The organism is Bacillus sp. 491mf, assembly GCF_900112415.1.
Taxonomy (GTDB): domain Bacteria; phylum Bacillota; class Bacilli; order Bacillales; family Bacillaceae_G; genus Bacillus_A.
Map to the genome: position 1 here is coordinate 206,413 of NZ_FOLV01000004.1, position 23,806 is coordinate 230,218.

At 33.3% G+C, this 23,806-nt stretch carries 28 protein-coding genes and 1 pseudogene; 25 read left to right on the forward strand and 4 right to left on the reverse strand.

Annotation, left to right across the window (positions count from 1 at the left end; translation table 11 throughout):
* Window positions 1-134 precede the first annotated feature (134 nt).
* The 3 genes from BM211_RS06940 (at window position 135) to BM211_RS06950 (ending at window position 1,695) form a co-directional block, all read left to right on the forward strand.
* Window positions 135-530 (forward strand): immunity 22 family protein, encoded by a 396-nt coding sequence (locus BM211_RS06940; protein ID WP_035430035.1) that lies wholly within the window; start codon window positions 135-137, stop codon window positions 528-530.
* 140 nt (window positions 531-670) lie between these two features.
* On the forward strand, window positions 671-1,006 hold the full coding sequence (locus BM211_RS06945; RefSeq protein ID WP_256216963.1) for a hypothetical protein: 336 nt from the start codon (window positions 671-673) through the stop codon (window positions 1,004-1,006).
* Between the two features lie 452 nt (window positions 1,007-1,458).
* Entirely contained in the window at window positions 1,459-1,695 is a 237-nt protein-coding gene (locus BM211_RS06950) for a hypothetical protein (RefSeq protein ID WP_256216964.1), read from the forward strand.
* A 53-nt stretch (window positions 1,696-1,748) separates the two neighbouring features.
* On the opposite strand, the gene BM211_RS06955 is transcribed toward BM211_RS06950, so the two are convergent.
* Complete coding sequence (locus tag BM211_RS06955; RefSeq protein WP_090996007.1) at window positions 1,749-2,570, reverse strand: alpha/beta fold hydrolase; 822 nt, start codon at window positions 2,568-2,570, stop codon at window positions 1,749-1,751.
* Between the two features lie 827 nt (window positions 2,571-3,397).
* Between BM211_RS06955 and BM211_RS06965 the strand changes: the two genes are divergently transcribed.
* The 6 genes from BM211_RS06965 to imm47 all read left to right on the forward strand — a co-directional run bounded on the left by BM211_RS06965 (window position 3,398) and on the right by imm47 (window position 7,727).
* Window positions 3,398-4,111: a class I SAM-dependent methyltransferase gene (locus tag BM211_RS06965; protein ID WP_090996010.1), complete on the forward strand. Its 714-nt coding sequence runs from the start codon at window positions 3,398-3,400 to the stop codon at window positions 4,109-4,111.
* A 528-nt stretch (window positions 4,112-4,639) separates the two neighbouring features.
* On the forward strand, window positions 4,640-4,777 hold the full coding sequence (locus BM211_RS26715) for a hypothetical protein (protein ID WP_218160793.1): 138 nt from the start codon (window positions 4,640-4,642) through the stop codon (window positions 4,775-4,777).
* 23 nt (window positions 4,778-4,800) lie between these two features.
* Window positions 4,801-5,307: an ankyrin repeat domain-containing protein gene (locus BM211_RS06970; protein WP_090996013.1), complete on the forward strand. Its 507-nt coding sequence runs from the start codon at window positions 4,801-4,803 to the stop codon at window positions 5,305-5,307.
* A gap of 77 nt (window positions 5,308-5,384) precedes the next feature.
* Window positions 5,385-5,927 (forward strand): DUF2247 family protein, encoded by a 543-nt coding sequence (locus BM211_RS06975; protein ID WP_090996016.1) that lies wholly within the window; start codon window positions 5,385-5,387, stop codon window positions 5,925-5,927.
* Between the two features lie 280 nt (window positions 5,928-6,207).
* Complete coding sequence (locus BM211_RS06980; protein ID WP_090996018.1) at window positions 6,208-6,750, forward strand: RNA 2'-phosphotransferase; 543 nt, start codon at window positions 6,208-6,210, stop codon at window positions 6,748-6,750.
* 188 nt (window positions 6,751-6,938) lie between these two features.
* Complete coding sequence (gene imm47 / locus BM211_RS06985; protein WP_090996020.1) at window positions 6,939-7,727, forward strand: Imm47 family immunity protein; 789 nt, start codon at window positions 6,939-6,941, stop codon at window positions 7,725-7,727.
* A gap of 742 nt (window positions 7,728-8,469) precedes the next feature.
* On the opposite strand, the gene alkA is transcribed toward imm47, so the two are convergent.
* Window positions 8,470-9,381, reverse strand: coding sequence for a DNA-3-methyladenine glycosidase II (alkA, locus tag BM211_RS06990; RefSeq protein WP_090996023.1), 912 nt, complete (start codon window positions 9,379-9,381; stop codon window positions 8,470-8,472).
* Between the two features lie 207 nt (window positions 9,382-9,588).
* Between alkA and BM211_RS06995 the strand changes: the two genes are divergently transcribed.
* From BM211_RS06995 to BM211_RS07070, 16 genes are all read left to right on the forward strand, one after another.
* On the forward strand, window positions 9,589-10,302 hold the full coding sequence (locus tag BM211_RS06995; protein WP_090996026.1) for a 2OG-Fe(II) oxygenase: 714 nt from the start codon (window positions 9,589-9,591) through the stop codon (window positions 10,300-10,302).
* Between the two features lie 88 nt (window positions 10,303-10,390).
* Window positions 10,391-11,029 carry a bifunctional transcriptional activator/DNA repair enzyme AdaA gene (locus tag BM211_RS07000; RefSeq protein ID WP_090996029.1) on the forward strand — a complete coding sequence of 213 codons (639 nt, stop codon included), beginning with the start codon at window positions 10,391-10,393 and terminating at the stop codon, window positions 11,027-11,029.
* Entirely contained in the window at window positions 11,013-11,546 is a 534-nt protein-coding gene (adaB, locus tag BM211_RS07005; RefSeq protein WP_090996032.1) for a methylated-DNA--[protein]-cysteine S-methyltransferase, read from the forward strand. Before BM211_RS07000 ends, adaB begins: the two co-directional genes overlap by 17 nt.
* A 31-nt stretch (window positions 11,547-11,577) precedes the next feature.
* Entirely contained in the window at window positions 11,578-12,396 is an 819-nt protein-coding gene (locus BM211_RS07010) for an SPL family radical SAM protein (RefSeq protein ID WP_090996035.1), read from the forward strand.
* An 18-nt stretch (window positions 12,397-12,414) separates the two neighbouring features.
* Window positions 12,415-12,711 (forward strand): hypothetical protein, encoded by a 297-nt coding sequence (locus BM211_RS07015; protein WP_256216969.1) that lies wholly within the window; start codon window positions 12,415-12,417, stop codon window positions 12,709-12,711.
* 143 nt (window positions 12,712-12,854) lie between these two features.
* The gene (locus BM211_RS07020; protein ID WP_177206894.1) at window positions 12,855-13,373 is read left to right on the forward strand and encodes a SecY-interacting protein Syd; all 519 of its coding nucleotides are present in this window, start codon (window positions 12,855-12,857) and stop codon (window positions 13,371-13,373) included.
* A 377-nt stretch (window positions 13,374-13,750) separates the two neighbouring features.
* Window positions 13,751-14,230, forward strand: a complete 480-nt coding sequence (locus BM211_RS07030) for an SMI1/KNR4 family protein (protein WP_051957213.1) — start codon at window positions 13,751-13,753, stop codon at window positions 14,228-14,230.
* Between the two features lie 176 nt (window positions 14,231-14,406).
* The gene (locus BM211_RS07035; RefSeq protein ID WP_051957204.1) at window positions 14,407-14,787 is read left to right on the forward strand and encodes a C2 domain-containing protein; all 381 of its coding nucleotides are present in this window, start codon (window positions 14,407-14,409) and stop codon (window positions 14,785-14,787) included.
* Window positions 14,788-14,830: 43 nt separating this feature from the next.
* Complete coding sequence (locus BM211_RS25830; protein ID WP_141771600.1) at window positions 14,831-14,980, forward strand: SecY-interacting protein Syd; 150 nt, start codon at window positions 14,831-14,833, stop codon at window positions 14,978-14,980.
* Between the two features lie 63 nt (window positions 14,981-15,043).
* On the forward strand, window positions 15,044-15,532 hold the full coding sequence (locus BM211_RS07040) for an SMI1/KNR4 family protein (RefSeq protein WP_090996042.1): 489 nt from the start codon (window positions 15,044-15,046) through the stop codon (window positions 15,530-15,532).
* 117 nt (window positions 15,533-15,649) lie between these two features.
* Window positions 15,650-16,162, forward strand: coding sequence for a GNAT family N-acetyltransferase (locus tag BM211_RS07045; RefSeq protein ID WP_305728497.1), 513 nt, complete (start codon window positions 15,650-15,652; stop codon window positions 16,160-16,162).
* Between the two features lie 594 nt (window positions 16,163-16,756).
* On the forward strand, window positions 16,757-19,327 hold the full coding sequence (pulA, locus tag BM211_RS07050) for a type I pullulanase (RefSeq protein WP_090996048.1): 2,571 nt from the start codon (window positions 16,757-16,759) through the stop codon (window positions 19,325-19,327).
* Between the two features lie 561 nt (window positions 19,328-19,888).
* The gene (locus BM211_RS07055) at window positions 19,889-20,374 is read left to right on the forward strand and encodes an Imm30 family immunity protein (protein ID WP_035429996.1); all 486 of its coding nucleotides are present in this window, start codon (window positions 19,889-19,891) and stop codon (window positions 20,372-20,374) included.
* A gap of 110 nt (window positions 20,375-20,484) precedes the next feature.
* A complete protein-coding gene (locus BM211_RS07060; protein WP_090996051.1) occupies window positions 20,485-20,982 on the forward strand; it encodes an SMI1/KNR4 family protein in 498 nt (165 codons plus the stop codon).
* Between the two features lie 28 nt (window positions 20,983-21,010).
* Window positions 21,011-21,283: a hypothetical protein gene (locus tag BM211_RS07065; protein WP_035429992.1), complete on the forward strand. Its 273-nt coding sequence runs from the start codon at window positions 21,011-21,013 to the stop codon at window positions 21,281-21,283.
* Window positions 21,284-21,299: 16 nt separating this feature from the next.
* The gene (locus tag BM211_RS07070; protein ID WP_090996054.1) at window positions 21,300-21,704 is read left to right on the forward strand and encodes a hypothetical protein; all 405 of its coding nucleotides are present in this window, start codon (window positions 21,300-21,302) and stop codon (window positions 21,702-21,704) included.
* A 278-nt stretch (window positions 21,705-21,982) separates the two neighbouring features.
* Here BM211_RS07070 and BM211_RS07075 read toward each other — a convergent pair.
* Window positions 21,983-23,308: pseudogene (locus BM211_RS07075) on the reverse strand (IS3 family transposase).
* 136 nt (window positions 23,309-23,444) lie between these two features.
* Window positions 23,445-23,806: transposase (locus BM211_RS07080; RefSeq protein ID WP_177206877.1), on the reverse strand; the 362-nt coding region annotated here is incomplete at its 5' end.

A 23,806-nucleotide genomic window follows, 5' to 3' on the forward strand; every position in this document is an offset into this window, starting at 1 on the left:
TTTGCAAAGCTGGAGTTCATGGTACAGCATGAGAGTCTACTATGGTTCATAAGAAATAGTAAGTATGTTGATAAAGGAGATAGATTATAAAACAGAAAAATCATCTTGGCAAAAGGATTAAAGGAGAGTATAAGATGAATGAAAAAGTAACAGTATGGATTGGGAATTTTGAGAGCAATGATGAGCTTGAAAACTATACAAATATTAAATATACGGAAGATGGAGATAGCATACCCTCAATATTCGAACGAAATTTCGACTTAGGTTATTACGACCGTGATTTAGTTGAAAAGAAATGGACTGGCCAAACATCGGTGAATAATATTCAAGATTTATTGCAGAGTTTTTCATTTTCTGATCAATTTTCTGAACAATTTGATAACATTAATCTAAAAAAAGAATTTAATACTGTGATTCTAGTTTATAATTTTGAATATGATGCTAGAAAAACAAGGATTACATATAAAAATAACGAATTGGAATGCATCGGTGTTGCTCAATATACTGTAATTGTTGATGATAGGTGGTAAAGGACTAAATGAAAGAGTAGAAAAATAATAAAGTAGGAAAAGGATTATGTAGTTTAATTCCGTTTAATCAATTGGTTTCCTTTTGTTATTAGTGATAATAAACACGATCCAGAACGGAAAGGAATAACATGATGGAAATAATGAATGAATTTGAATTGAAAAAATTAATTGAACTAGATAAAGGGAATAAGATTATTAGTAAGATAACTAGTGATGAGATGCTAAAGGGATTTTGTGATTACTATGATTTTTTAAGTAGAAATGTAGCAAATTTAATGGCGAAGGAAACTAAACATAAGATAATGTATAGTAAATATTATTGGTATACAAAATATAAAAAAAGATATTTTGAGGTTTATGGATATGACGCCGGTATTGAACAAGAAGAGTTTAAGTTACTAGAAGAACTTGCAAATGAGTTAGAAGACGGTGTTGATTTGAGTATTATACAGGAAATTGAAGAGGATAAAAAATGAAAATCTGTATAATATATAGCTCTAAAAATATAAGTTCTTGTCATATATATATAACGTTAGGAATTGGGGAAGAAGGCTTACCTGATGTGCTTACTAGTTTAGGTGTACTGAGTCGTTTCTAGGAATTAGAGAAAAAATCGTATAAATGGAAATGTTTTTTGGGAGAGAGGGAATTAGATGAGTCATGTCAAATGGAGATCTGCAGATTGAATCAGGATTAATATATGCTACAAAATTAGGTTAAAGGGAAAGTTATAGGAGCAAAAACTTCTACAAAAGATGTATTAAGATTCAGGAAATCCAATTAAAGAGATAATAGCATTTTCATTATGGGGGGAATGGTAGAGTTGGGCACGGTTAATTTAGTAGTCCTTAATGATTCGAATTTTAATAAATATCTTCCTTTGTTAAGAAAGAAAACATCTAAATCGATAAGTGAAATAAAACAAGATATGGAAACGGAAAAGCCTGTAATTGAAAGTGATTATAATGATGTAGATCAATTGAAATCTTTAGTAAAATCTGCTGAGGAGTTACTTTCAATGGGAGCAAGTATAAAAATTTATGAAGATGAAGAAGTGATTACACTTGAAATGGTAAGGAATTTAATTGAGACAATAGAAGGCATTGCAAAGGACATAGAAGAAATCGATAATTTAATGTTTGGGGATGACTTGGATGAATCGTAGCTCTGAAATAAATAAAAACTAGCAAAATGAAATGTGCTAGTTTTTATTTGTCCTTATAAACGTGAAGAACAAATCTCGTGTAATTTCTCAGCAAACTCTTTATGATGACTTGTGTTATAGCCCCCATGATGTCCAGGAAACTCCACGATCTCTGTTCCGAGTTGTTCCGTTAATGCGACTGTGCAGCGATAAGCGAAAAAATCCCGTGAGGCACTTCCACCAGCTGGAAGCACCTGCATTGATGATGATTTTAATGTAGTCTTTAAAGCATCTATATCAAGCGAATGATTAAGTATTCCAGGGATTTCATACTTAACGAAATATGTTGAATTACTCAAACCCTGCTCTGTTTGCATATCCTTTGGGTGCTCGGTATTGTTAGTGTCTACTCCTAAATTTGATAATAACTTTACGACCTCACTTCGATGATTCTTCTTAAGGTCTTCCATAAATTTTCTGGCTTGGATCTGTTCCTCACCGAATAAAAGCTGCAATAAGACTGGTTCATGAGGGATCAGTAGCTTTACTTGCTCCGGATGGTGTATGCATAGATTAAGTCCGATGACAGCACCGGAACTGCTTCCGAATACGTACGCCGGTTCATCGGTCAATTTGGCTATGAGGCGATGAGCGTCGTTACTGTGTGTTTCCACGGAGTAATCTTCAGTTCGATTGGCGAGATTGCTGCGGGAATGGCCCCGGCGGTCGTAAGTAACAACTGTATACCGATCAGCAAGATGGTCAGCGACATTAAAGAATTTGTCAGCGTCACCACCACCGCCATGAATGAAAAGAAGTACAGGGCCATTTCCGCGTACTTCATAGTAGATGCTTGCTCCAGGTACTTGCAATGTTTCATTCTTTACTACAATCATTGATAAACTTACTCCTTTCTTCTTATTCACTATGAAAGTTTTAATAAGGGGTTCCAATTTTTATTACTTTTAACTATGGTTATATCCATAAATCACTAGTCCTCTTTACTTTATATGATTGGCGAATTATATAAAATGCAGAAATTAACTAAGAAACAAACTCACCATGTCTCGACGAAACAATGAAATTGTTACGTTGAAATAGTGTGGGATTCAGTATAATTTCTGAATGATATAGGCGATACATATTATATAAAAAAATTTTTAATGCTTCTAAGGCCTGTTTATTTAATGTCATTAATTGTCTTGATGGAATAGAAAATCCCTTCATTATATTAGGATTGAAACATGAAGGGACATTTAAGCAGAGCTGTTTGTACTGGGGAGTTTATGAAGATACTGTTGTTTATGGTTTGACAAAGTCTGATTATTACAAGGGATAGCGCCGCATATCCCTCAACTTAAAGTATATTTTTATATAAATTGTCAAAGAAATATTTTTATTTAATGAGAATGTATAGCTACTCCATTTGTAACATTACCGTAACGATTGTAATGATAATTCTGAAAAATCGAAATTAAATTCTAATTCTAAGGGTGTTTCCAATTGTTTGATTGGATTTTGACAAAGAGTAAGGTAAATACTTTTAAAGCAATATAAAACGAAAATTAGGTACCTTTATGCGTGTTAAATTAGCATAAATAAGAATGCGTAGAGAGTTTTTACTTATTTGAATTTAAAGTGTTTTTAACCCCGGTGAAACACGAATCATTCTAATTATTAGTACAATTAGAATGTAAGATTTAAGTGGAAAGAAGGGGTTAATGTGAAAGAAACAATTAGTAGTTATGAAGATTTATTGAATATGTTAGACTCATTATTGCGCGAACCAACTCAATTTTGGGATGATTTTTATTCTAATCGTGAAAAAGAGATTCCCTTTTTCACTAATAAACCGGATGAGAACCTAGTTAGTTATTTTGAAAAAAAATTACTTAATCCAGGAAAAGTTCTTGAACTTGGGTGTGGTCCAGGCAGGAATGCAATTTACTTTGCTGAAAACGGATGCTTAGTTGATGCAGTAGATTTATCACAGGAATCCATTCAATGGGCAACAGAACGAGCAAAAGAAAAAAATGTAAATGTGAATTTTATTTATAACAATATCTTTGATTTACAAATTGAAGAAGGTACATACGATATTGTGTATGATTCAGGATGTTTTCATCATATTGCTCCACATAGAAGAATGAGTTACGTAAATTTGGTAAAAAAGGCTTTAAAACCAGGCGGTTATTTTGCGATCACTTGTTTTGTTCAAGGCGGAGAATTAGGTGGGGCGGACATAACAGATTGGGAAGTATACAAACTACAAAGTCTTAAAGGTGGATTAGGTTTTACAGATGAAAAACTTAGAGCCATCTTTAGAGACTTTTCTGAAGTAGAAATACGTAGAATGAAAGAGATAAAACAATCAAACAAAGTATTTGGTGTCTCTGGACTGTGGACAGCCTTATTTATGAAAAAGCTTACTGAGTAGTAAAATGAATGATGTTTTCTTAAACAAAGTATATTTTTTTCTGTTAGCAAAGACTATGTGAAGGAAGAAACCCTTCAAAAAAATCTGTATGGTTCCTTTTAGGTTTCTAAATACATTAAATATTGATGGGATAGCACATCATCGCTATCAAGATGAAATAAATTTGTATTTAAACAATAAAAAATACGCTATTCTTTTTGTAGAAATATACAAAAAGAATAGCATTTTTTCGTTATATAGATATACATTTACCCTACTTTAATGATAATTATATAAAATCACGTTTAAAGACTTTTCCAATATAAAAGGTCTTATACGAGGAAAAGTAAATATGAATTTGACTTATGAAAATTATGATGACGTTTTACGTATCGCACACTGAATTCGAGAAGGAAAAATGTGTAATGATAGAATCGGAAATGTACATAGAGACTAGAACATGTATGAACTTAAAGCACTTGATTGTATTAAAAACAACGAGTGTTTTTTGCATTTTAGAATGAAAGGTGAAAAAGGTATTATAAGGGTATGAGTAACCTTGTTAGCGAGAATTTTAATGATATAGTTAAGGAAGTTAATACCAATTCTACTAAAATAAACAAGCTTAAAAATGCTATTCAAAATAATAAATTTAGTGTAGAAGAGCTTTTTGCTAGTAGAAGATAATTTAAAATTAAGGTGGATTTGTTTTGGATAAAAAAAGTATAAACAAAGCAATAAGGAATGCAAGCAAACTTGGTGATATTAATGAGGTAAAACAATTAATAGGAAATGATACAGAAATATTGAATACTATGACTTTGTTTGGTACGTGGTTGCATGTAGCAGCAAAGAAAGGACATCTTGAAATAGTTAAGTATCTAATTGAAAAAGGTATAGATATTGATGCTAGAGGTGGTACATTTGATGCTTCTGCATTAAATTTAGCAGCAGGAGCAGGGCATTTTGGAATAGTAAAATATCTAATAGAAGTTGGCACAGAATTAGATGTGAGCCTAGCAAAAAGAAACCCATTATTTGGAGCAATTTATGGCGGACATAAAGAAATAGTTGAATTTCTAGTTGAAAAGGGTATAGATATTTCAATTAGATATACTGGTGAAAGGATTAACAATTTGGATGCCTATGAATATGCTAGAGAATTTGGACAAACAGAAATTGCTGAATATCTAAAGCAAAAATTAGAAGAAAAGTAGCACTAGTTATTAGTTCTCGGGTGAAACATGATTACAGGTTCTTCTAATCAAAATCCAAAAGGTTAAAGGTGAATATAATGGATTATTCTATAGATATTTTAAAACAAAGCAAAATAAAATATGACTGGAAAACAATATATGTAGGCCTAGAACTTAGTGTAATTAAAAATAGTGACATAACTAATTATGCTGTGGAATTTTTATCTACTCATCAAGAATGTAATAATCCGTTCATTATAGAACTTGCTTGGGGAAAAAATGACATTGAATATGAGAGAATACTAGAGAACATATTGAAAGAGATAAATGATGAAGACTTATTAAAGGATTCTGGTTTATGGAAATGTGAAAAAAGAAAATGGAGGTTTAGTATTCTGAAGCATTTAAAAGAAATGTATCAAGATGAACCTAAAGAATTATTAAATAAAATTGTTGAAGTATATGCTGACTTTGACTATCCGGAAGATATGGAAAGGTTTATTAATTATATGCCTCCTAAAGACGGCTATAACCCATTGCTATACTCCGAAGAAGAACATATAGTAAGATTAATCAGTTTTTTTAATGACTTTTTACATAAAGAACAACAATACTTACAAAACAGAAAGGTGAAAAAATGATTTCACCAGAGGAGTTTAATGAGAAAAGGGATGTTTTTAGTTTACTGAGATTGAAAATTTATATGAATAATTGATAAGTACATTATCTTAGGGAGGTTATTGTTTTTAAAGGTTTTTAAGTTGAAGGATTGAAATTTCTGAATGGGTAGATAAGATTGGAGATTTGAATCCAGAAGAACTAGATTTTAGGGATTTATATCATTTTGCAATCTTCTTTGAAAATAGCAAAATGGATACATTTGTAGCTGAATAAGTAGAGGTTTTGGTGGGAGGGAAATGTATGGATTACCAGGAAATGAGCAAAGAAATTTCTTATGCGCTTCGTCATGCTCCATGGAAGTATGAATTAGAATTAGATGACGAAGGATGGGTGCCAGTTGATCAGTTATTAACTGCATTGCATCAATCAAAAGAATGGGAAAATATTACGCAAGCGGACATAGAACAAATGATTTTAATATCAGAAAAAAAGCGGCACGAATTATCAAATGGAAAAATTAGAGCTTTATATGGTCATTCTGTTCCAATGAAGATTATTAAAAAGAAAGCTATACCCCCAAGAAAACTATATCATGGGACTTCACCAAAATTTATGGAGTCTATTAACGAATTTGGTTTGTTACCAATGTCTAGGCAATATGTTCATCTTTCAGAAGATATAGAAACAGCTAAGTTAGTTGGTAAACGAAAAACCCCTGTTCCTGTTATCATAATAATTGATACAGAAGAAGCTCAAAAAAAGGGAATTAAATTTTATCTAGGAAATGAAAAGGTATGGCTTTCAGATTCTATTCCAATAGAATTTATATCAATTAAAAAATGAATGGTTTTTGAAATGTTATTTTGCTAGATTCTAAGGGGGAAGAAAGAAAATTTAAAAAGAACAAGCTAAAAAGCGAATGCAAACAGTGGGCATGTTAAGTAGAAAGTGGTTAAGGAACGCTAATGTAGATTACCATTTTGTGAGTTCCTCGGGTACTGATAAAAACATGCCCAATAAGGAGAGAGATTATGAATTTAGAAAATATGGTAAAAGATATTTGGTATGGAGAAATTCCCAAGGATACAATTCAAACTCTTAAATTTCAGCTTCAGAATGCTACAACAGAGGAAGAATGCTTTTGCCTTCTTAATGAATTGTTAAAATTAGGAGATTTTTCTGTAAAGGAATTGCTAGTACAACTCATGAATAGTACCCAAGATGAGGTTATTCTCAATTTATGTACAAGACTTTTTTGCTCGATAGCTACTCACGATGACCTATTAGACACTAATAAATTGAAATTTCTTTCAAATGCTTCTGAAGATGGTGTTCATACTTTTGTAGCAAGTGCAGGAGATACTCTTTCATATAATGTGATTCCATACCTTCTCGCTTTATTAGAAGAATGGGAGGATACTTTTGTTGAGAAGGCAATCAGAAATACACTGACATTAATGCTTGGAGTTAGCGATGACTATTATGAATTATCAGTAGAAGAATTTGGAGAAATATATTCGGAGTCCATTAAAAATAATGATATCACTAAATATTACTATCATAATGATTTGTCATTTCCAGGGAATTTGGTAAAGGAATTAATTCCGAAGGTAATGATTTCTTTAAGAGAAAAAACCGCGTTTGATGTGATTACAATCCCGTCTATTTTATCCATTTGGAGTGGGCTCAAATGTCCTGTTCAGTATGGTATGGGAATAGATGATCAAAAATATAGAGAATTGATGTCATATATTGATGTATTAACAAAAAGAGAATGGAAAGTTGGAGAAAAGTATTTTTACGGTCATTTAGTAGTGTAAAGTTGACATGCGAAAATAAATTCTAATAGAAACTTGATTGAAAATCCGCTTTGATAACAAATTTAATTTGGATCTTATGAGTATTTATTTTGGGGGTTGATTTTTCATGGATTTCTTTATTAATAATGTAATGGTTTAGTAAAGGAAACTTTAAATCATCTCAACCAGAAGCTTATCATTACATTGGATCTATTTCTAATTATATTAACCATACAGAATAAAAAAATGCTGAATATTTAAGATTTAAGTATGAGGATACTTCAAATATTTAGGACGAAATAGAAATTGTTTCTGAGCGAGTTTACTGTGATAATTGTATAGACTTGGTAGATCAATTTCAAAAAGATTTCTCTAATATAAAAGTTGTTCGAGTAATAGTATTCCGATGAACCAATGTAGTGTGGGTGATTTAAAGAAAGTGAATCAACTAACTAGAGGAGTGAAATGTTATTAAACAAGTTAATTTAAAAGAACATATCTTCATAATATTAGCGTTTCTTCCGCAATCGGTCCATAATCTGGAAGAGCAAAGTCTTCCAGATAGGCTAGGGTCTCCCCAATCTAGGAGTTAAAGCCAATCCCTATTAAAGAAGGCAAACAGCACCTTTTAAAAAGTTTGTCTTATACTTGTCGTCCCTAAACAAGGTGCTTGTATATTTATATAGGATTAATTAATGAAGGGATTAGGTTTTAAAGTTCATTCTCTTTTTATTGAGTACATTCCGGTTTGAGTTGTAATTATTCAGTAAAGGACACGCCATAAATAAAAGGTAGCGTATGATTCCCAGTTTTTCCATGGAAACGATATTTCTAAGATTTCATCTTTCGTAGGCTTTCGATTCATATTACGTAATATTTTTATCGAATTAATAAGACCCACATCATCGATTGGAAAAGCTGTCTGGAACCTGAGGCAGCGCATTAGAACATAATTGGCTGTCCAAGGACCGATTCCTCGTATTTTAATTAAGTTTTTTTCAGCATCTTTAAAGTTCATTTTCATTAATTTTCCCCTCGATAATTCTCCACTTTCCATTAATCTGGCAATTCCAATGATATATTCACTTTTTTTTACCGTCATTTTAATATCTGCTAGGTCGGTAGGTGTTAATTGTGCAATTCGTTCGTACGGTGGGAACACCCAATACTTTTTACCATTCCATTCGATGGAATCGCCAAATCCTTCTACAAATTGCTTCTTTAAGGAGTACGCGAAGGCTAAGTTAATTTGTTGCCCTAAAACTCCCCAACATAAAGCTTCAAATAAATCGGGAATGCCGACAACTCGCAATCCATAGAATTTTCGGGCAGGCATTTTAAGTAATGGGTCTGCTTTTGCCATTTCATAAAATGGCGTTAAATCGTTATCAAGATCAAACCATTCATGAATATATTTTACAATCTCTTCCCGTTTCCACTTTTCAATAGGTCTAGAATCATTTAGGAATTGAACAACCATTTGTTTATTATTGATTACGCTTACCTGTACTAAGGACCGAATTTCCCCAATGGCTATAACTTTTGTAATTATATCGTTCTCTATTTCATACATGCATTCATTTTTTTCCCTTGTTAGATAGCCTAGGTTAGCATTCATGTCGAAATTTTCAGGTAATGTAATTACAATAACTTCATTGACTTCATGCCATGTCACTTTTTCACTCTCCTCATCTTATTAAGATTTTCTATATTATTTACAAAATAATTATAAGAAAACTTACACTGATTGAAATTTTACTTTATCACATAATAATCTTTACTAATTTTGTTATCTTGCTATTACATTCTAAATACCTTATTTTTTTCTATTTATGAGGTTATAGTGTTAGTTATCAAGAATGCTAAATAGGAGTGGGTAAAAATGGTCCAAGATATAAAAACACGTGTCGAAAACTTAAATTGGGATTCAATTCAAGATGAATTAGATGAGCAAGGATTTGCAAAGCTTCCAGCGATTTTAACAAAAGAGGAATGTGAATTCTTCATAGAATTGTATTGTGAGGAAGAGTCATACAGAACGACAATCAATATGACGAGATATCGCTTTGGAAATGGGAAGTACAAATATTTTTCTTATCCATTACCTGAAATCATCCAAAGTTTAAGAGAGTCCTTTTATCTAGAATTGGCCAAAACAGCCAATCGATGGTTGGGTTATTTAAAGAAAACAGAACAGTTTCCAGATCATCTTCAAGATTTTTTGAACACCTGTGAAGAATATGAACAAACTAGACCGACACCTTTAATATTAAAGTATGAAACAGGCGGGTTTAATTGTTTGCATCAAGATTTATATGGCGACATATTTTTCCCGTTTCAAGTAGTATTTGTATTAAATCAACGAGATAAAGACTTTCGCGGTGGAGAATCTCTATTAGTGGAACAAATTCCTCGTGCTCAGAGTAGGGGACATGTAATTACTTTAGAACAAGGCAGTGCACTGATCTTTCCTACTAACCATAGACCTGTTCTAGGTAGAAAAGGATATTACAAAAATACGGTTCGTCACGGAGTAAGCACGGTTACTTCCGGAGAACGATACGGTCTTGGAATCATTTTTCACAATTCTAAATAAAAATTAAACTTCAATATCTTGCTATTCCATTCCTAGAATTGTACATTCTGAATTTATGGGGAGTATATTATAAGGAGAGGTGAGATAAATGCCGGATAGTATCAATAATGGACATAAAGAGAGCCATGATCATAGAATTTCGAATGATGTAGAAATGATAACAGATGAAAAGTGGCAAGCAATTATAAATAATGATGCAGCGTACAATAATCAATTTTTCTACGCTGTAAAGTCGACAGGGATATTCTGTAAACCATCCTGTAAATCTCGCGTTCCGAAAAAAGAAAATGTATGCATTTTTCCAAACGCAGAACAAGCTCTCCGCGCAAATTTTCGCCCTTGTAAACGTTGCAAGCCCACTAATGAAAATCTGCCTGATAGCGAGTGGGTTGATTTAATTACTGAATACATTGATGAAAATTTCACAGAAAAATTAACTTTAGAATCGTTAGCAGATATTTGTCATGGGAGTACGTATCATATGCATCGAACATTTAAAAAGATTAAAGGCATTACGCCGGTTGAGTATATACAACAAGTTAGAGTACACGCGGCTAAAAAGTATTTGATTCAGACAAATAAAGCGATTGGAGATATCGGCATATGTGTGGGTATGGCTAACGCGCCTTATTTTATTACTTTATTTAAAAAGAAAACTAGACAGACACCAACACAATTTCGTCAAATGAGTAAAATGGAGGAAAAGTACAATGGAAAAAAAGAATAAACCAACCCTTTATTGGTCTTTACTAAAGTTTAAGGATTGGAATTTTTATATTGCTTCAACTTCAAAGGGGCTTGTGTTTGTAGGTTCACAGAACAAACCATTCGAGGAATTGTTCGAATGGGCTAAGAAACGCTTTCCAGGAAGTCCTCTTGTTGAAGATGATGAAAAGCTTGAACCCTATGTCGTTGAAATCACTCAGTATCTAGAAGGAAAGCGGAAAACCTTTACTGTTCCATTTGAGTATGTAGGTACGCAATTTCAGCTAGCAGTTTGGAATGCACTTTGTGAAATTACTTATGGACAGACGAAATCCTATTCCGACATTGCAAATGATATAAATAAACCAGCAGCTGTTCGTGCTGTAGGCGCGGCTATTGGGGCTAATCCGGTATTAATTACTGTACCGTGCCATCGTGTAATAGGAAAGAATGGCTCATTAACTGGCTATCGGGGCGGATTAGAAATGAAGACACTGCTCCTGGATCTGGAAAAGCGAGCTTCATCTAGAAATGAGTAATTATTGCCGTACAATGAATGGAGGTTCCATCATGAAAAGTGAATTATTCTATAAAAGTCCGAAAACCATTCTGAATAAAGGGACTGGCTTTCTTTCTGGATATACTCATTCACTAAATCCTTATACAGGCTGTTCATTTGGGTGTTCCTATTGTTATGTACGCGAAATGCCTGTATCTCTTTTTCGAGAAGGGGAATGGGGAAATTGGGTCGATGTTAAAAAAGGAGCTGCGAATTTATTAAAAAAGGAGCTTCATCGTGCCAAAGCCAAAGGGAATGTAACCATTTTTATGTCATCAAGTACAGACCCGTATCAACCAATAGAGCATAAGGAAAAAGTGACGCGATCTTTACTAGAAGTTATGGTAGAAGATCCCCCTGACTTCCTATTCGTACAGACTAGAAGCCCACTTGTAAGTCGAGATATCGATTTGCTGCAACATTTTAAAGATAAAGTTCGAGTAAGTATGACAATTGAGACAGATTCGGAAACGATACGTAAACATTTTACTCCAAAGGCACCCCCAATCCAGGCGCGCTTTAAGACATTGGAAAAATTAGCAGCTACGGGAATATCGACCCAAGCTGCTATAGCCCCTATCTTACCGAGTGGGGAATATTTTCCTGTGAAATTGAAGCCATTCGTCGATCGGATATGTATTGATGACTATTTCATGGGCGATGGCAGTGGTGGAAAACGCACAAGAAAACTTGGTATTGAGAAAAAATATGCCCAACTTGGTTTAGAAGAATGGTATGGACCAAATGTAATTAAAAAAGTATATAACCGATTTATTGAAATCTTTCCGGAAAATCACGTTTATGTGAGCCAGGCTGGGTTTGAGCCGTAAAAAATAGGAAGTGATTACATGTATAAAGATAATGAGAAAAGTGCTGAAAATAGAAAAAAGACATTCACCCTGTTGGGTGCTGATATGCATTCATATCAAAGTGATACACCGGGTATTTTTGGTGGGTATCGACCGAGTAAATTATATGGAAGGTTAGATTGTCCCTCAGCGCTTAGAGCTATAGCAAAAGGTGGATACGTTAAACATCGCGTATTTAATTGTTTTACAGATTGTCCTGGACGATATAATTCAGCCACCATTTTTAAAAACTCTTTATTACATTTCTTGTTTGTCATATGGATGCTTTCTTCTTGAAATCTATTGTAAGGACGTAACTAAGTTGTGTAGCATTAAAATTAAAGACATTGACTTCCAGATTTCACACAATATGCGTACCCTATTATTAAACCAGTAGAAATAGAAAAGTGAAGGTGATTTCATTGATAATGAAAGATGCTATGAACAAATATTTTGATTTAAGAAAAGAATGCTTTGACAAAGGGTTAGATTTTCTGTTTAAAACATCATACAATGAAGATGTTGGATCATTCATTTATCAAGGTGAAATGGATGATGAAGAGGAGATTTTGTGGAAACCTGTTGAAAAAAATACTAAGCATCATTTGCTGGGCATTGAAGAAAGATTAAATATTAAACTACATACCTCGATTAATGACTATTTTAATTCTTACTGGTTTGCTGATTTAGATGGTTTTATTGATAATCATTATATTAAATTAGAAGCTGTATTGCCAAATATTGAACTAGATTCTTTTAAAAGTACCCTAGAAGGTTATAAAGATAATCATGATAATAGGATTGATAAAATTCCTATAGGAGTAGAGGGGAATGGCTTAATAGTTGTTCTAGACAACACAGATGGAAAGATTGAATTGGCGGATTTTGAAAGGGGTTCGTTTGAAGGAATTGCAAATAGCTTAGATGAACTAATTTCCAGTTTGAGAGTAAAGAAATAACTTAATAGGAACGCTTATTCAACTATACTGTCTATTATTGGGCGGTCTTTTTTCGATAAGGAGTATATTATTTTCTCCCTATCCATAGTAGGTGACACTCTGTTATCTTGTATCACGAACTCCTAAATTTAAACAGTGGGGAATTAGTATGGGGCGTAACTAAACTTATTATGCGTGATATCCAAAATTTTATATACCCCCTCACCAATAAAGGTTTCTTTGGGATAATGTTTAACGATGGAACTATGTCAATGATTGCTAGAGTAGAAAGAATTGTATTTCTAAAGGGAAGTTACAGATAGCCCCATCATCCAAATGTAGCAACAATTCAAGATATCAATAAAGACATGCACAGAAGGTTTCGACATATGGGCAGAATGTCAGTAGCTAAGAAGTTATTAAATAGGGGGGAATATACGAATTTAAATGCTTTTGGTAAAGCAACAGAGGAATCGATTGAGGAAATAGAAGAATTCTTAGGATTTCCATTTCCAGAAGATTATAAAAAGTTTTTAAGTGAATATAACGGAGGAACTTCGAAAGTTAGATATAGTAAATTTTTTGTTAAAGAGCTAAATCAGGAGATTCCTTTAGATGTTTTGTATGGTATAGATGTAAAGAGACCTTTTGATTTAAGTGTATGCTGTGAAGAATTTGAGGAAGATATGTTACCAAATAGTTTAATAATAGGAGACGATCCGGGTTCAGGATTAATTGTACTCATTACAGATGCTGATAAATATGGCATATATTATTGGGATCACTCTTTTTATTTCCCGCAATCTAGCGAAGAAAAAAATACGTATAAAGTTGCTGACAGTTTCAAGGAGTTTATTAATGGGTTGAAGAACCCTTAATTACTAATTTTTTTATTAAGTTGTATATTTCAATTTTCATATACTTGATACTAAGCAAGTATATGAAAATTGTGATGAATGTAAAGAAAGAATAGTAAAAGTATCATAAGTGTTGGAGAAATTTAAATAGGGATTTACAGTTATCTCAAATAATACGAATTAAGTGAGGTTATAAAATGAGTGTTTCTATTTATTATTCTGCAAACCGTAAACAAAAGCTTACTACCGTTGAACAGGAAGCTATTGATAAATTGATTTTGGAATATTCCGTCGATAAAGAAATTGAGAAATATCATAATACGGGTGAAGGATATGACTGGGAAGGGTTTACTGTATATAATCAAGAGAATCTAATGGAAGACGATGAAATCTTCGCAGGTTCAACTAGGTTACCCGCCAACAGAGATGATGCACTATGGGAGGGGTTTCAACATTGGAATGCATTGCTTTCACAAATTCGTTCTGTCATTTTAGATGCTGAGTGGCACGTGAATGTAGATGATCACATGCTTGTATGGGATGAGGAATACTTAGAATATGTCTTACCCGAAAAATAGATTTAGGATAAAAGATTAGAAGAGTACTGCTGAACGGTTTCGAGTGGGATTCATCTCTCCTGAAAATAGGGCTATTACGGTTGATAATGAAACGAGGCAGGTATTCATAGAGAATTTTGAAACAGAAGAAAATGAACCGCTTGCTAATTCACTTGTTGAATTAATAAAGAATTTGAAAATGAAAATAATGTAATGAAATTAGTTATTTTAGAGATACATAATAGTAATGTTTTACCTTATTAGGGGATAAAAGGAAATGAATAAAATAGAATGGCAATTTGCTGACGAAGCTGTAAGTGAAGAATATGTAAAGAAAGTTGGAAAAGAATTAGGTGTTGATTTTCCTCATGAGTATGTTGAATGTGTATCGAAAAATAATGGAGCAAATGTAGAACCAGAACTTTTTGACGTCCAAGGAATAGAAAGAGTATTTGGAACGTTATTATCTTTTGATGAAAATAGTGGTGAGTATATTGTAGATGTATATAATGACTTCAATGATATCTTACCAATTGGATTAATTTCATTTGCTTTTGACCCTGCAGGAAACTTAATTTGTTTTGATTATAAAAATCACGAAGAGAATCCAATAGTTGTTTTCTGGGAGTATGAAGGTGCATGGGAAAAAGAAGAGTTGATGAGAAGTGAAGGAATTACAGTAGAAGAGGCAGAGGAAGTAGCAAGAGAAAATGTGTTTTATGTAGCGAGTACTTTCACTGCGTTTTTAAATAAATTGCATGATTGATAGATCGTACAAATAAAAAAATCTTTTAACATTCACTAATGAAAGAAAGCTGCTTAGTGGGGAGAAATGGGTAGGACACTGTAATGTAAAAAATGATATAGGAGAAAGGTGATGACAATGAAATTAGTGAAACCAACACACCAACATAGCAAACAAATCATGGCTTATCGAGAGGCATTCCTAATATCAAGAGAACAACCGTATGGTAGTTGTTCCTTACAACATTTTGATTCCATTGACGAATGGCTTGAAAAAGTCAAAATTCAAGAAAAACGAGAAGATTTACCACCAAATCGAGTTCCATCCACTCAGTTTTTGAGCATTGAAAAGGGGAATTTAGTCGGTTTCATCAACATCCGCCATCGATTAACACCAGAATTACTGGTGGAGAGCGGACATATCGGTTATAGTGTGCACCCCGACGAACGTCGAAAGGGTTACGCTGCTGAACAACTTCGGCTTTCCTTATTTGAAGCGGAAAAATTAGGATTAGAGAAAGTGTTGATAACTTGTGACAAGGCAAATATTGGCTCTGCCAAAACCATTCAAAGAGTTGGGGGTATCTTAGAGAATGAAGTAATTTCCCCTAATACTGGCGAAATTGTTCAGCGTTATTGGATTGAACTATGATGTAGTAAATTTTCAAAAATCATACTTGAAATCGTATCGAAACTGGATATAACGAAAAGAAAAATCGGAGTGAGCAATCACTCCGAAAAAAGTCTAACTTAGCAATAAGAGTAGTAATTGTATTAGTTGTTGAAGCTACAATGAAGTTTCAAAGTCAAAATATATCCATGATTGTTCTCTTAAAGGATTTACAACTTTAAATGTTAACAAAATTTGAAATATGTACACAGAATAAAAACAGTTAATTAATAATATATTGACCCCTTTATAGAAAGTACTATAAAATTGAAAGCGGTAACAAACGGTTTCCTAAAAAGGTTTTCTATGATCTTTTGATATTTAGAGATATAACAAGGAATAAGTAAATCTTTTTTTTGAGGTTTAATGCAAACGTTTTCGTAAATTTTCTTTATTTCTTTTCATGTTTGATTTTCTTATTAAAAGATCATTGAAATAAATACGAATACATTCAATATGGGGGTGTTATAAAAGAGATTTTTAGATTAACTTAAGCAGTGTTACTTAGTTAGTAACACATAGTTTTGAAATGAACATAATCAATTGTTCGTAATATTTTAAGAAAGGGTGAATGGAGTGCAAATTACAAAAAAATTAATAAACAAGACGATGTTATTGCTTACTGTAATTGTCATGCTATTATCTGGTTTTTCTTTTCAGATTGCGAAAGCAGATTCAAATACGAAAACAACTGAAATTATCATTCATTATAAGGAGAAGTCTGGAAATACAAAAGATTGGAATCTTTGGATGTGGGCCGAAAATGCGAGTGGCAGGTCCTATGAGTTTACTGGGGAAGATGAGTTTGGTAAGTATGCTAAGGTAAAGATTGATGGTAACCATAATCGTGTAGGATTTATAGTTCGTACGAATGAATGGGAAAAAGATGGTGGTGATCGTTGGATTGAAAATATTAAGGATGGCCGTGCTGAAGTATGGGTTCTTTCTGGCGATGATAAAGTATACAATTCTAAACCTTCTTCTGAACTTTCTATTCAGAAGGCCACTATTGATAGTTTCAATGAAATTACTATAACTACCAATGTTCCATTCAATAGTAAGGAGCAAAAAATTGAAATTGAGGGCGTTAACATAGAGAAAGTTAGTCCTTATGATACAAATAATGGAGATATGACCAATAAGGTCAAAATCATTACAGAAAAGAATCTTGATTTTAAAAAAACATACAAAATCAAAATGGGAAATTCCATTGAAGCTAATACTGAAATTGGTAAAGTAATTCGTAGCGAGGAATTTGATCATTTATTTTATTATGATGGTAATGATTTAGGTAATGTATATACGCCATGGGAAACAAAGTTCCGTTTGTGGGCTCCTACTGCGAGTGAGGCAAAGTTGGTCGCTTACAAAAAATGGAGTGATGAAAAAGGTACTGAAATAAACATGGAACAAGGTGAAAAAGGAACTTGGACGGCAAAGCTTAAAGGTGATCAAAAAGGCCTTTTTTATACATATAAGGTGAAGATTGGTGATAAATGGACTGAGGCCGTTGATCCATATGTGCGTGCTGCTTCTGTTAACGGTGATAAAGGTGCAGTCATTGATTTAAAAGAAGTAAATCCTAAAAATTGGAAAGGTAACAAAAAGCCAAAATTTAAAAATCCGGAAGATGCGATTGTTTATGAGTTACAAGTACGTGATCTTTCCATTCAACCTGAAAGTGGTATTAAACAAAAAGGAAAATATCTTGGTGTAACAGAAAAAGGAACGAGAGGACCTGAAGGTGTAAAAACAGGTCTTGATCATATTAAGGACCTTGGTGTCACTCACGTTCAGTTTTTACCGATATTTGATTATGCTTCAGTAAATGAAGAAAAGTTAAATGAACCACAATATAACTGGGGATATGATCCGAAAAATTACAATGTACCAGAAGGCTCGTATTCTACTAATCCTTATGAGCCGACTGTTCGAATTACTGAATTAAAGCAGATGATTCAAACACTTCATGATAATGATCTTCGTGTTGTGATGGACGTGGTATATAATCATATGTACAATGCGGCTGAATCCAATTTCCATAAGTTGGTTCCAGGTTATTATTATCGTTACAACGAGGATGGTTCACTTGCAAATGGAACTGGCGTAGGGAATGATACGGCTTCTGAACGAAAGATGATGAGGAAATTCATGGTAGATTCCGTCACGTATTGGGCAAAAGAGTATAATTTAGATGGATTCCGCTTTGATTTGATGGGTATTCATGACGTCGAAACAATGAATGCGATACGTAAAGCCGTTAATAAAATTGATCCTTCTATTATTATTCACGGAGAAGGGTGGGATTTAAATACCCCTCTTGCGTCTGAGTTGAAGGCAACTCAAAAAAATGCGGAGAAAATGAAAGGAATCGCTCATTTTAATGACGATATTCGTGATGGATTGAAAGGCAGTGTATTTGAGGATAAGGATAATGGTTTTGTGAACGGAAAACAAAACATGGAAGAACGCATTAAAAAAGGAATTACAGCTGGTATGGACTATGATAAAAAAGTGTCTACTTATCAGGATCCTGAGCAGGTTCTGACATATGTTGAAGCACACGACAACAATACATTATGGGATAAGCTTGCGTTGACTAATCCTGGCGACAGTGAAGAAGTACGTAAACAAATGCACAAGCTGTCTTCTTCCATCATATTAACATCGCAAGGGATTCCCTTCTTGCATGCAGGCCAAGAGTTCATGCGTACAAAATATGGTGATCATAATAGCTACAAATCTCCTGATTCTATTAACCAGATGGATTGGGGGCGCCGTGTGGCATTCGGTAAAGAAGTGGATTATATGAAAGGCTTAATAGAGTTGCGTAACAACCATCCAGCTTTTCGCATGACATCTGCTGAACAAATAAAAAAACATCTAGCATTCATTGATGCGCCAAAAAATGTTGTAGCTTATACAATAGATGGCAAAGCAAATGGTGATAAAACGGAATGTTTTGTTGTAGCTCACAATGCGAATAGAGAAGCGGTGGAAATTACTCTTCCATCAAAAGGTCCTTGGAAAGTACTAGTAGATGGTGAACATGCAGGAAATAAAGTGCTTTATGTTTTCCATGATAATAAGATTAAGGTTCCTGCATTAAGTTCATTTGTTTTAAAAACAGAAAAACCGATTAAATAAGAATAGATTATATACAAGAAACTCTTGCTTAAAAAATCCACTAACCATATCGGGAGAGTAACAGGGTTCTTATTAAAGACTATAAAGTAAAAGATAGAAATATTCATATTATTATCAATAAATTAACTCTAAATATGATAATATGGATATTGTGGAAAAAAGATGAAAAATTGTAGGGAATCGATGGTGTATTCAATCAAAAATTTGTTCAAGTTAGAAGTTAAATAATAGAAAACAGCAGAGATTTTAAAAACTCTGCTGTTTTTTTTACACAATAATTGTTTAAATCATGTTCCGTATCCTAGTGACTAGTGAGTATCAATAAAGTATAGAAAATGAATTGAGGATTCAGTAGAACAAGATTAAATAGTTGAAAATAACGCTGCGGATAAAGTGAAACTTTAATCAGTGGGGGTTTTCTTCATCCCCCACTGATTATCAGCCCTCACCAATCGGGCTTTTACGGGCAGTTTATCTCCCGCCTAACTTCTTTGCTTTCGCTGAATTTTGAGGTGGGAGTATTACTGCCCGTTAATGCGGGATAAAATCAGGAGGTACATTGTGAATTATAAAGAACAACTTGCTATTTTATATAAGATGCGCTTTATGGAAAATAAAGGTGATGATATTGAAAAATTTGAAGAAATGTTAAATGAATTATCATTTCATGCAGGAAATGAGGTGATCCCAGAGCTTTGTAAAATATTTGAGGATGATGTAGCAGAACCTTCTGCAGACGATTATGTAATTGAAACTATTTTTTATATTGCAAGCCGGAATGGATTAGAAGATGGACTTATACAGTTAGTGAGTGGAATACCAAATATGGCACCTCAGGCAGAATTTTGGGCAGATAGAATTCATCGAACGCTTTTAAATTCAGAAGAGTTAATTTTTCCATATATTAAAGCTTTACAACAGGTTGATGAGTATACGAAACAAATAGTGAAAGATATTTTATGTAATATAAAGAGTGAGATGCCGGATTTATATACGGAAAAGATTGATTTTATGTTAAATCATTTGGCAATCAATGAAGTGAATTGAAATTGTACAAAAGGAATTTGAGTAGAAATAAATGAGATGAAGGTAGCTGTAAAAATGTACTCAAATTCGCTAATAAGAATATAATCAATATCACTTTAGGAGTGATAGAAATGAAAAAAATCAGTCAACTCATTGCACAAATAGAATCTTTATCTGATTGCCGTGTGCTTGGGCCTGCAGGATTACCAATAATTGACGAGACGAAGCATATCCTACCTGAAGATGTAAAGGAATTTTACAGTCTTTGCGGAGGAATGGTTTTGTTTGAGAATGAGGAGTATTCAGTTTATATAGTCTCTCCACAAAAATTTATTTTAGCAAATCCGGTAATAATAGGTGAGCTGCGTGAAGATGATATAACTTCAAATTGGTATATTATATGTAATGATAGACAAGAAGAATACGTAACAATTGATTTGCATCAAAATAGATTAGGGAAATGTTATGACAGCTTCTTTGATCGTCATGGAATTGTAGGGGAATCACAAACCATTGCAACATCGTTTGCAGATCTACTTGAAAGATTTATACATAATAAGGGGAAGTATTGGTATTGGTTGCAGAGTGATTTTGTATCACTCGGAGATGCTTATGATGGACTTATATAGCCATTCATAAAAGGGGTAGTGCATTGATATGAATAACGGAAGAGACGATTATAATATTCTATTACTTGGTGGTTTTATAATGAATACAAGTATGTGGATAATGATGAAATTTGTAACCTGGGGTGAATTTACCAATGAAGGATTTGACGGAACAGCAGAATTCATAAACACGTACATATTAAATCCATCAGCTATAATTGGTTATATCATACTTATTGTACTTTGGGTAAGATGGTTTATTAAAAATGTGAAAAATAGCAGAAAAACGAAAAATAAGAAAATTAATTTAAACAAAGAGTAGTGAAAGGGGGAGTAGCGTGTTACCATTTTGGAGAGAATATGTAATTAGATTAGTAGAATTAGGTTTACAATTATGGTTCATTGTTATGTTTATAAGACTATTAATACAGAAAAAGAGATTAAGAGATTCAAAGGTAACTTATATTCCATATGGATTAGCATTTCTTTTCTCATTTATTATGATGGGAGCAAGTGGATTTATAGGTTTACCTACTAAAACTTTAATTTACTTAGGTTATGGATTTAATTTTAACGCGCTTGTTTGCAGTTACTTCGTTTTCAAAAATATGATATACGTACTGAAGGATTTTAAACCAGGTGCATATCTTATGAAGTTTTTGAAATACTTGTTCCTCATATTATCTATCTTATCAGCCATTAGTTTCTTATTTAAATCACTTGTAGTGCTACTAACTGTTTAAACAAGGTTAAGTATAAAATTAATGTATATGTTCTTTAGTACCTTATTATAATAATTTGTTTACACAATGGGAGTTAGATTAGTAAAAAAGTTTTCCTTCATGATATTAATTTTGTCAAATGTAAATGGACCAGTATATAAAGCGTGTAAAATATAGTAAGAAATTTTTTATGTGCTCAATACAATGTCAACTACCCACCACTTAAATGAAGTGACCCCATAAAGTTTGATGGGTTATTTGGTTATGCGGCGGTTAAGGTCTGAACTCGGTATTGTTACTTAGCTCAGGCCTTTTAATTTTGCCTTAATTCGTTTGTGATTGTAGTAATCTATATATTTCACTAGTTCTCTCTTAAATTGATCTACACTTTCAAATTCCTTCAAATACAGAAATTCAGATTTCATAATACCAAAGAAATTTTCAATGACAGCGTTGTCATAACAGTTGCCTTTACGTGACATACTTTGCGTAATACCACGCTCTTTTAGCGCATCTCTATATTTTTTCATTTGATAGTGCCAACCTTGATCTGAATGGAGAAGAAGCTCGTCATCTTCTGAAAGTCGCTCAAACGATTGTTCTAACATCTCTGATACAAGTGAATAGGTTGGTCGTGAACCGATTGTATACGTAATAATTTCACCATTATACAAATCTAAAATTGGTGATAGGTATAGCTTTTCACCAAATAATTTAAACTCTGTAATATCTGTTACCCATTTTTTATTTGGTTTTTCCGCCTTGAAATTTCGATCTAAGATGTTTGGTGCAATCTTGCCGACTGTACCTTTGTACGAACGATATTTCTTCATACGCACTAGGCATTTCAAACCCAATTCCTTCATATATACGTTGCACTTTTTTATGGTTTACTCGTTGGCCTCGATTTCCGAGCTCATCTCGAATACGGCGGTATCCATAACGTCCTTCATGCTCATCATAAATCGATTGAATTAAAGTTTTCAAGTCCGCATCTTTGTCTGGTTGCCCGGCGTTTTTCACCCAGTAATAGTACGTGCTACGTGGAATATCCGCGAGTTGTAGGAGTGCTTTCACCGGGAATTCAGTCCTTAGTTCATAGACTACTTGTGCTTTGTCTTGTTTGGTGATTTTTCCTTGTTTTGAACTAAGGCATTCAACTTTTTTAAGTACGCATTCTCCATACGTAAACGCTCTAATTCGACTTGTAGTGCCTCAATAGATCCTTCAGCTGGTAATAATTTTTTCGTTTGTTTATTTGTTTCTTTATTCATAGATGGGTGCCCCTTTTCCTTTGGTTCTAGGGCCTCGATTCCACCAGATTCAAACTGTTTTTTCCAAGTTCGAATCATCTTCGTTGTAGAAAGATTGAAAATCGCAGTTGTTTCTCGGATCGACGTCCTATGTTCGCTCATATAATTAAGTACGTCTAGTTTATATTGCATAGAATACGTTGTATAGTTTTTTATAAAAGCTTTTACTCCATGATATTCATATCGTTTAATAAAAAGGAGTAAATCACTTTTATCCATACCAAGTGCATTGGCGATCGCTTTGCATGATTCGTTTCCATCTACATAACGCTGAACAGCAGCTAATTTTTCTGATTCAGAGAATTTCTGCATATAAAAAGCACCTCTCTGTCGGGGGCGAGGCCACTGAAAAACTTCCGTTTTTCATCTCATAAAACATATGTAAAACAAAAAAGGCGACCTTTCGTTCAGTTTTGAACGAAAGGTCGCCTTTCTCTCTATACTTTTGTTACTGTTTCCCTTTTAATAATGTCATAATTCGTTTTAAATTAACTGCGAATATGGCCATCGCCCCTTGCATTCGCATGCCAATAAGACCCGAGGAAGATGCCACATCATACCCATGTCTATGTTTGAGTTCACTATTTTTCGCTTCAATTTTATAGCGCTCTTTTGCTTTTTCTTTGAACAGCTCGCTTTCTTGAAAAGTTTTTTGTTTACTATGTTCTGTTGAGTGGATCGTGACTGAATACGTTTTTGATTTTGCGCCTTCTTTATAACAGCCTTCTTTAAAAGGGCATCGTTTACATTTTTCTATATCAAAGTAATAGGTATCTCTCTGACTTTTACCTGTATTTTTCTTTCCTTCTC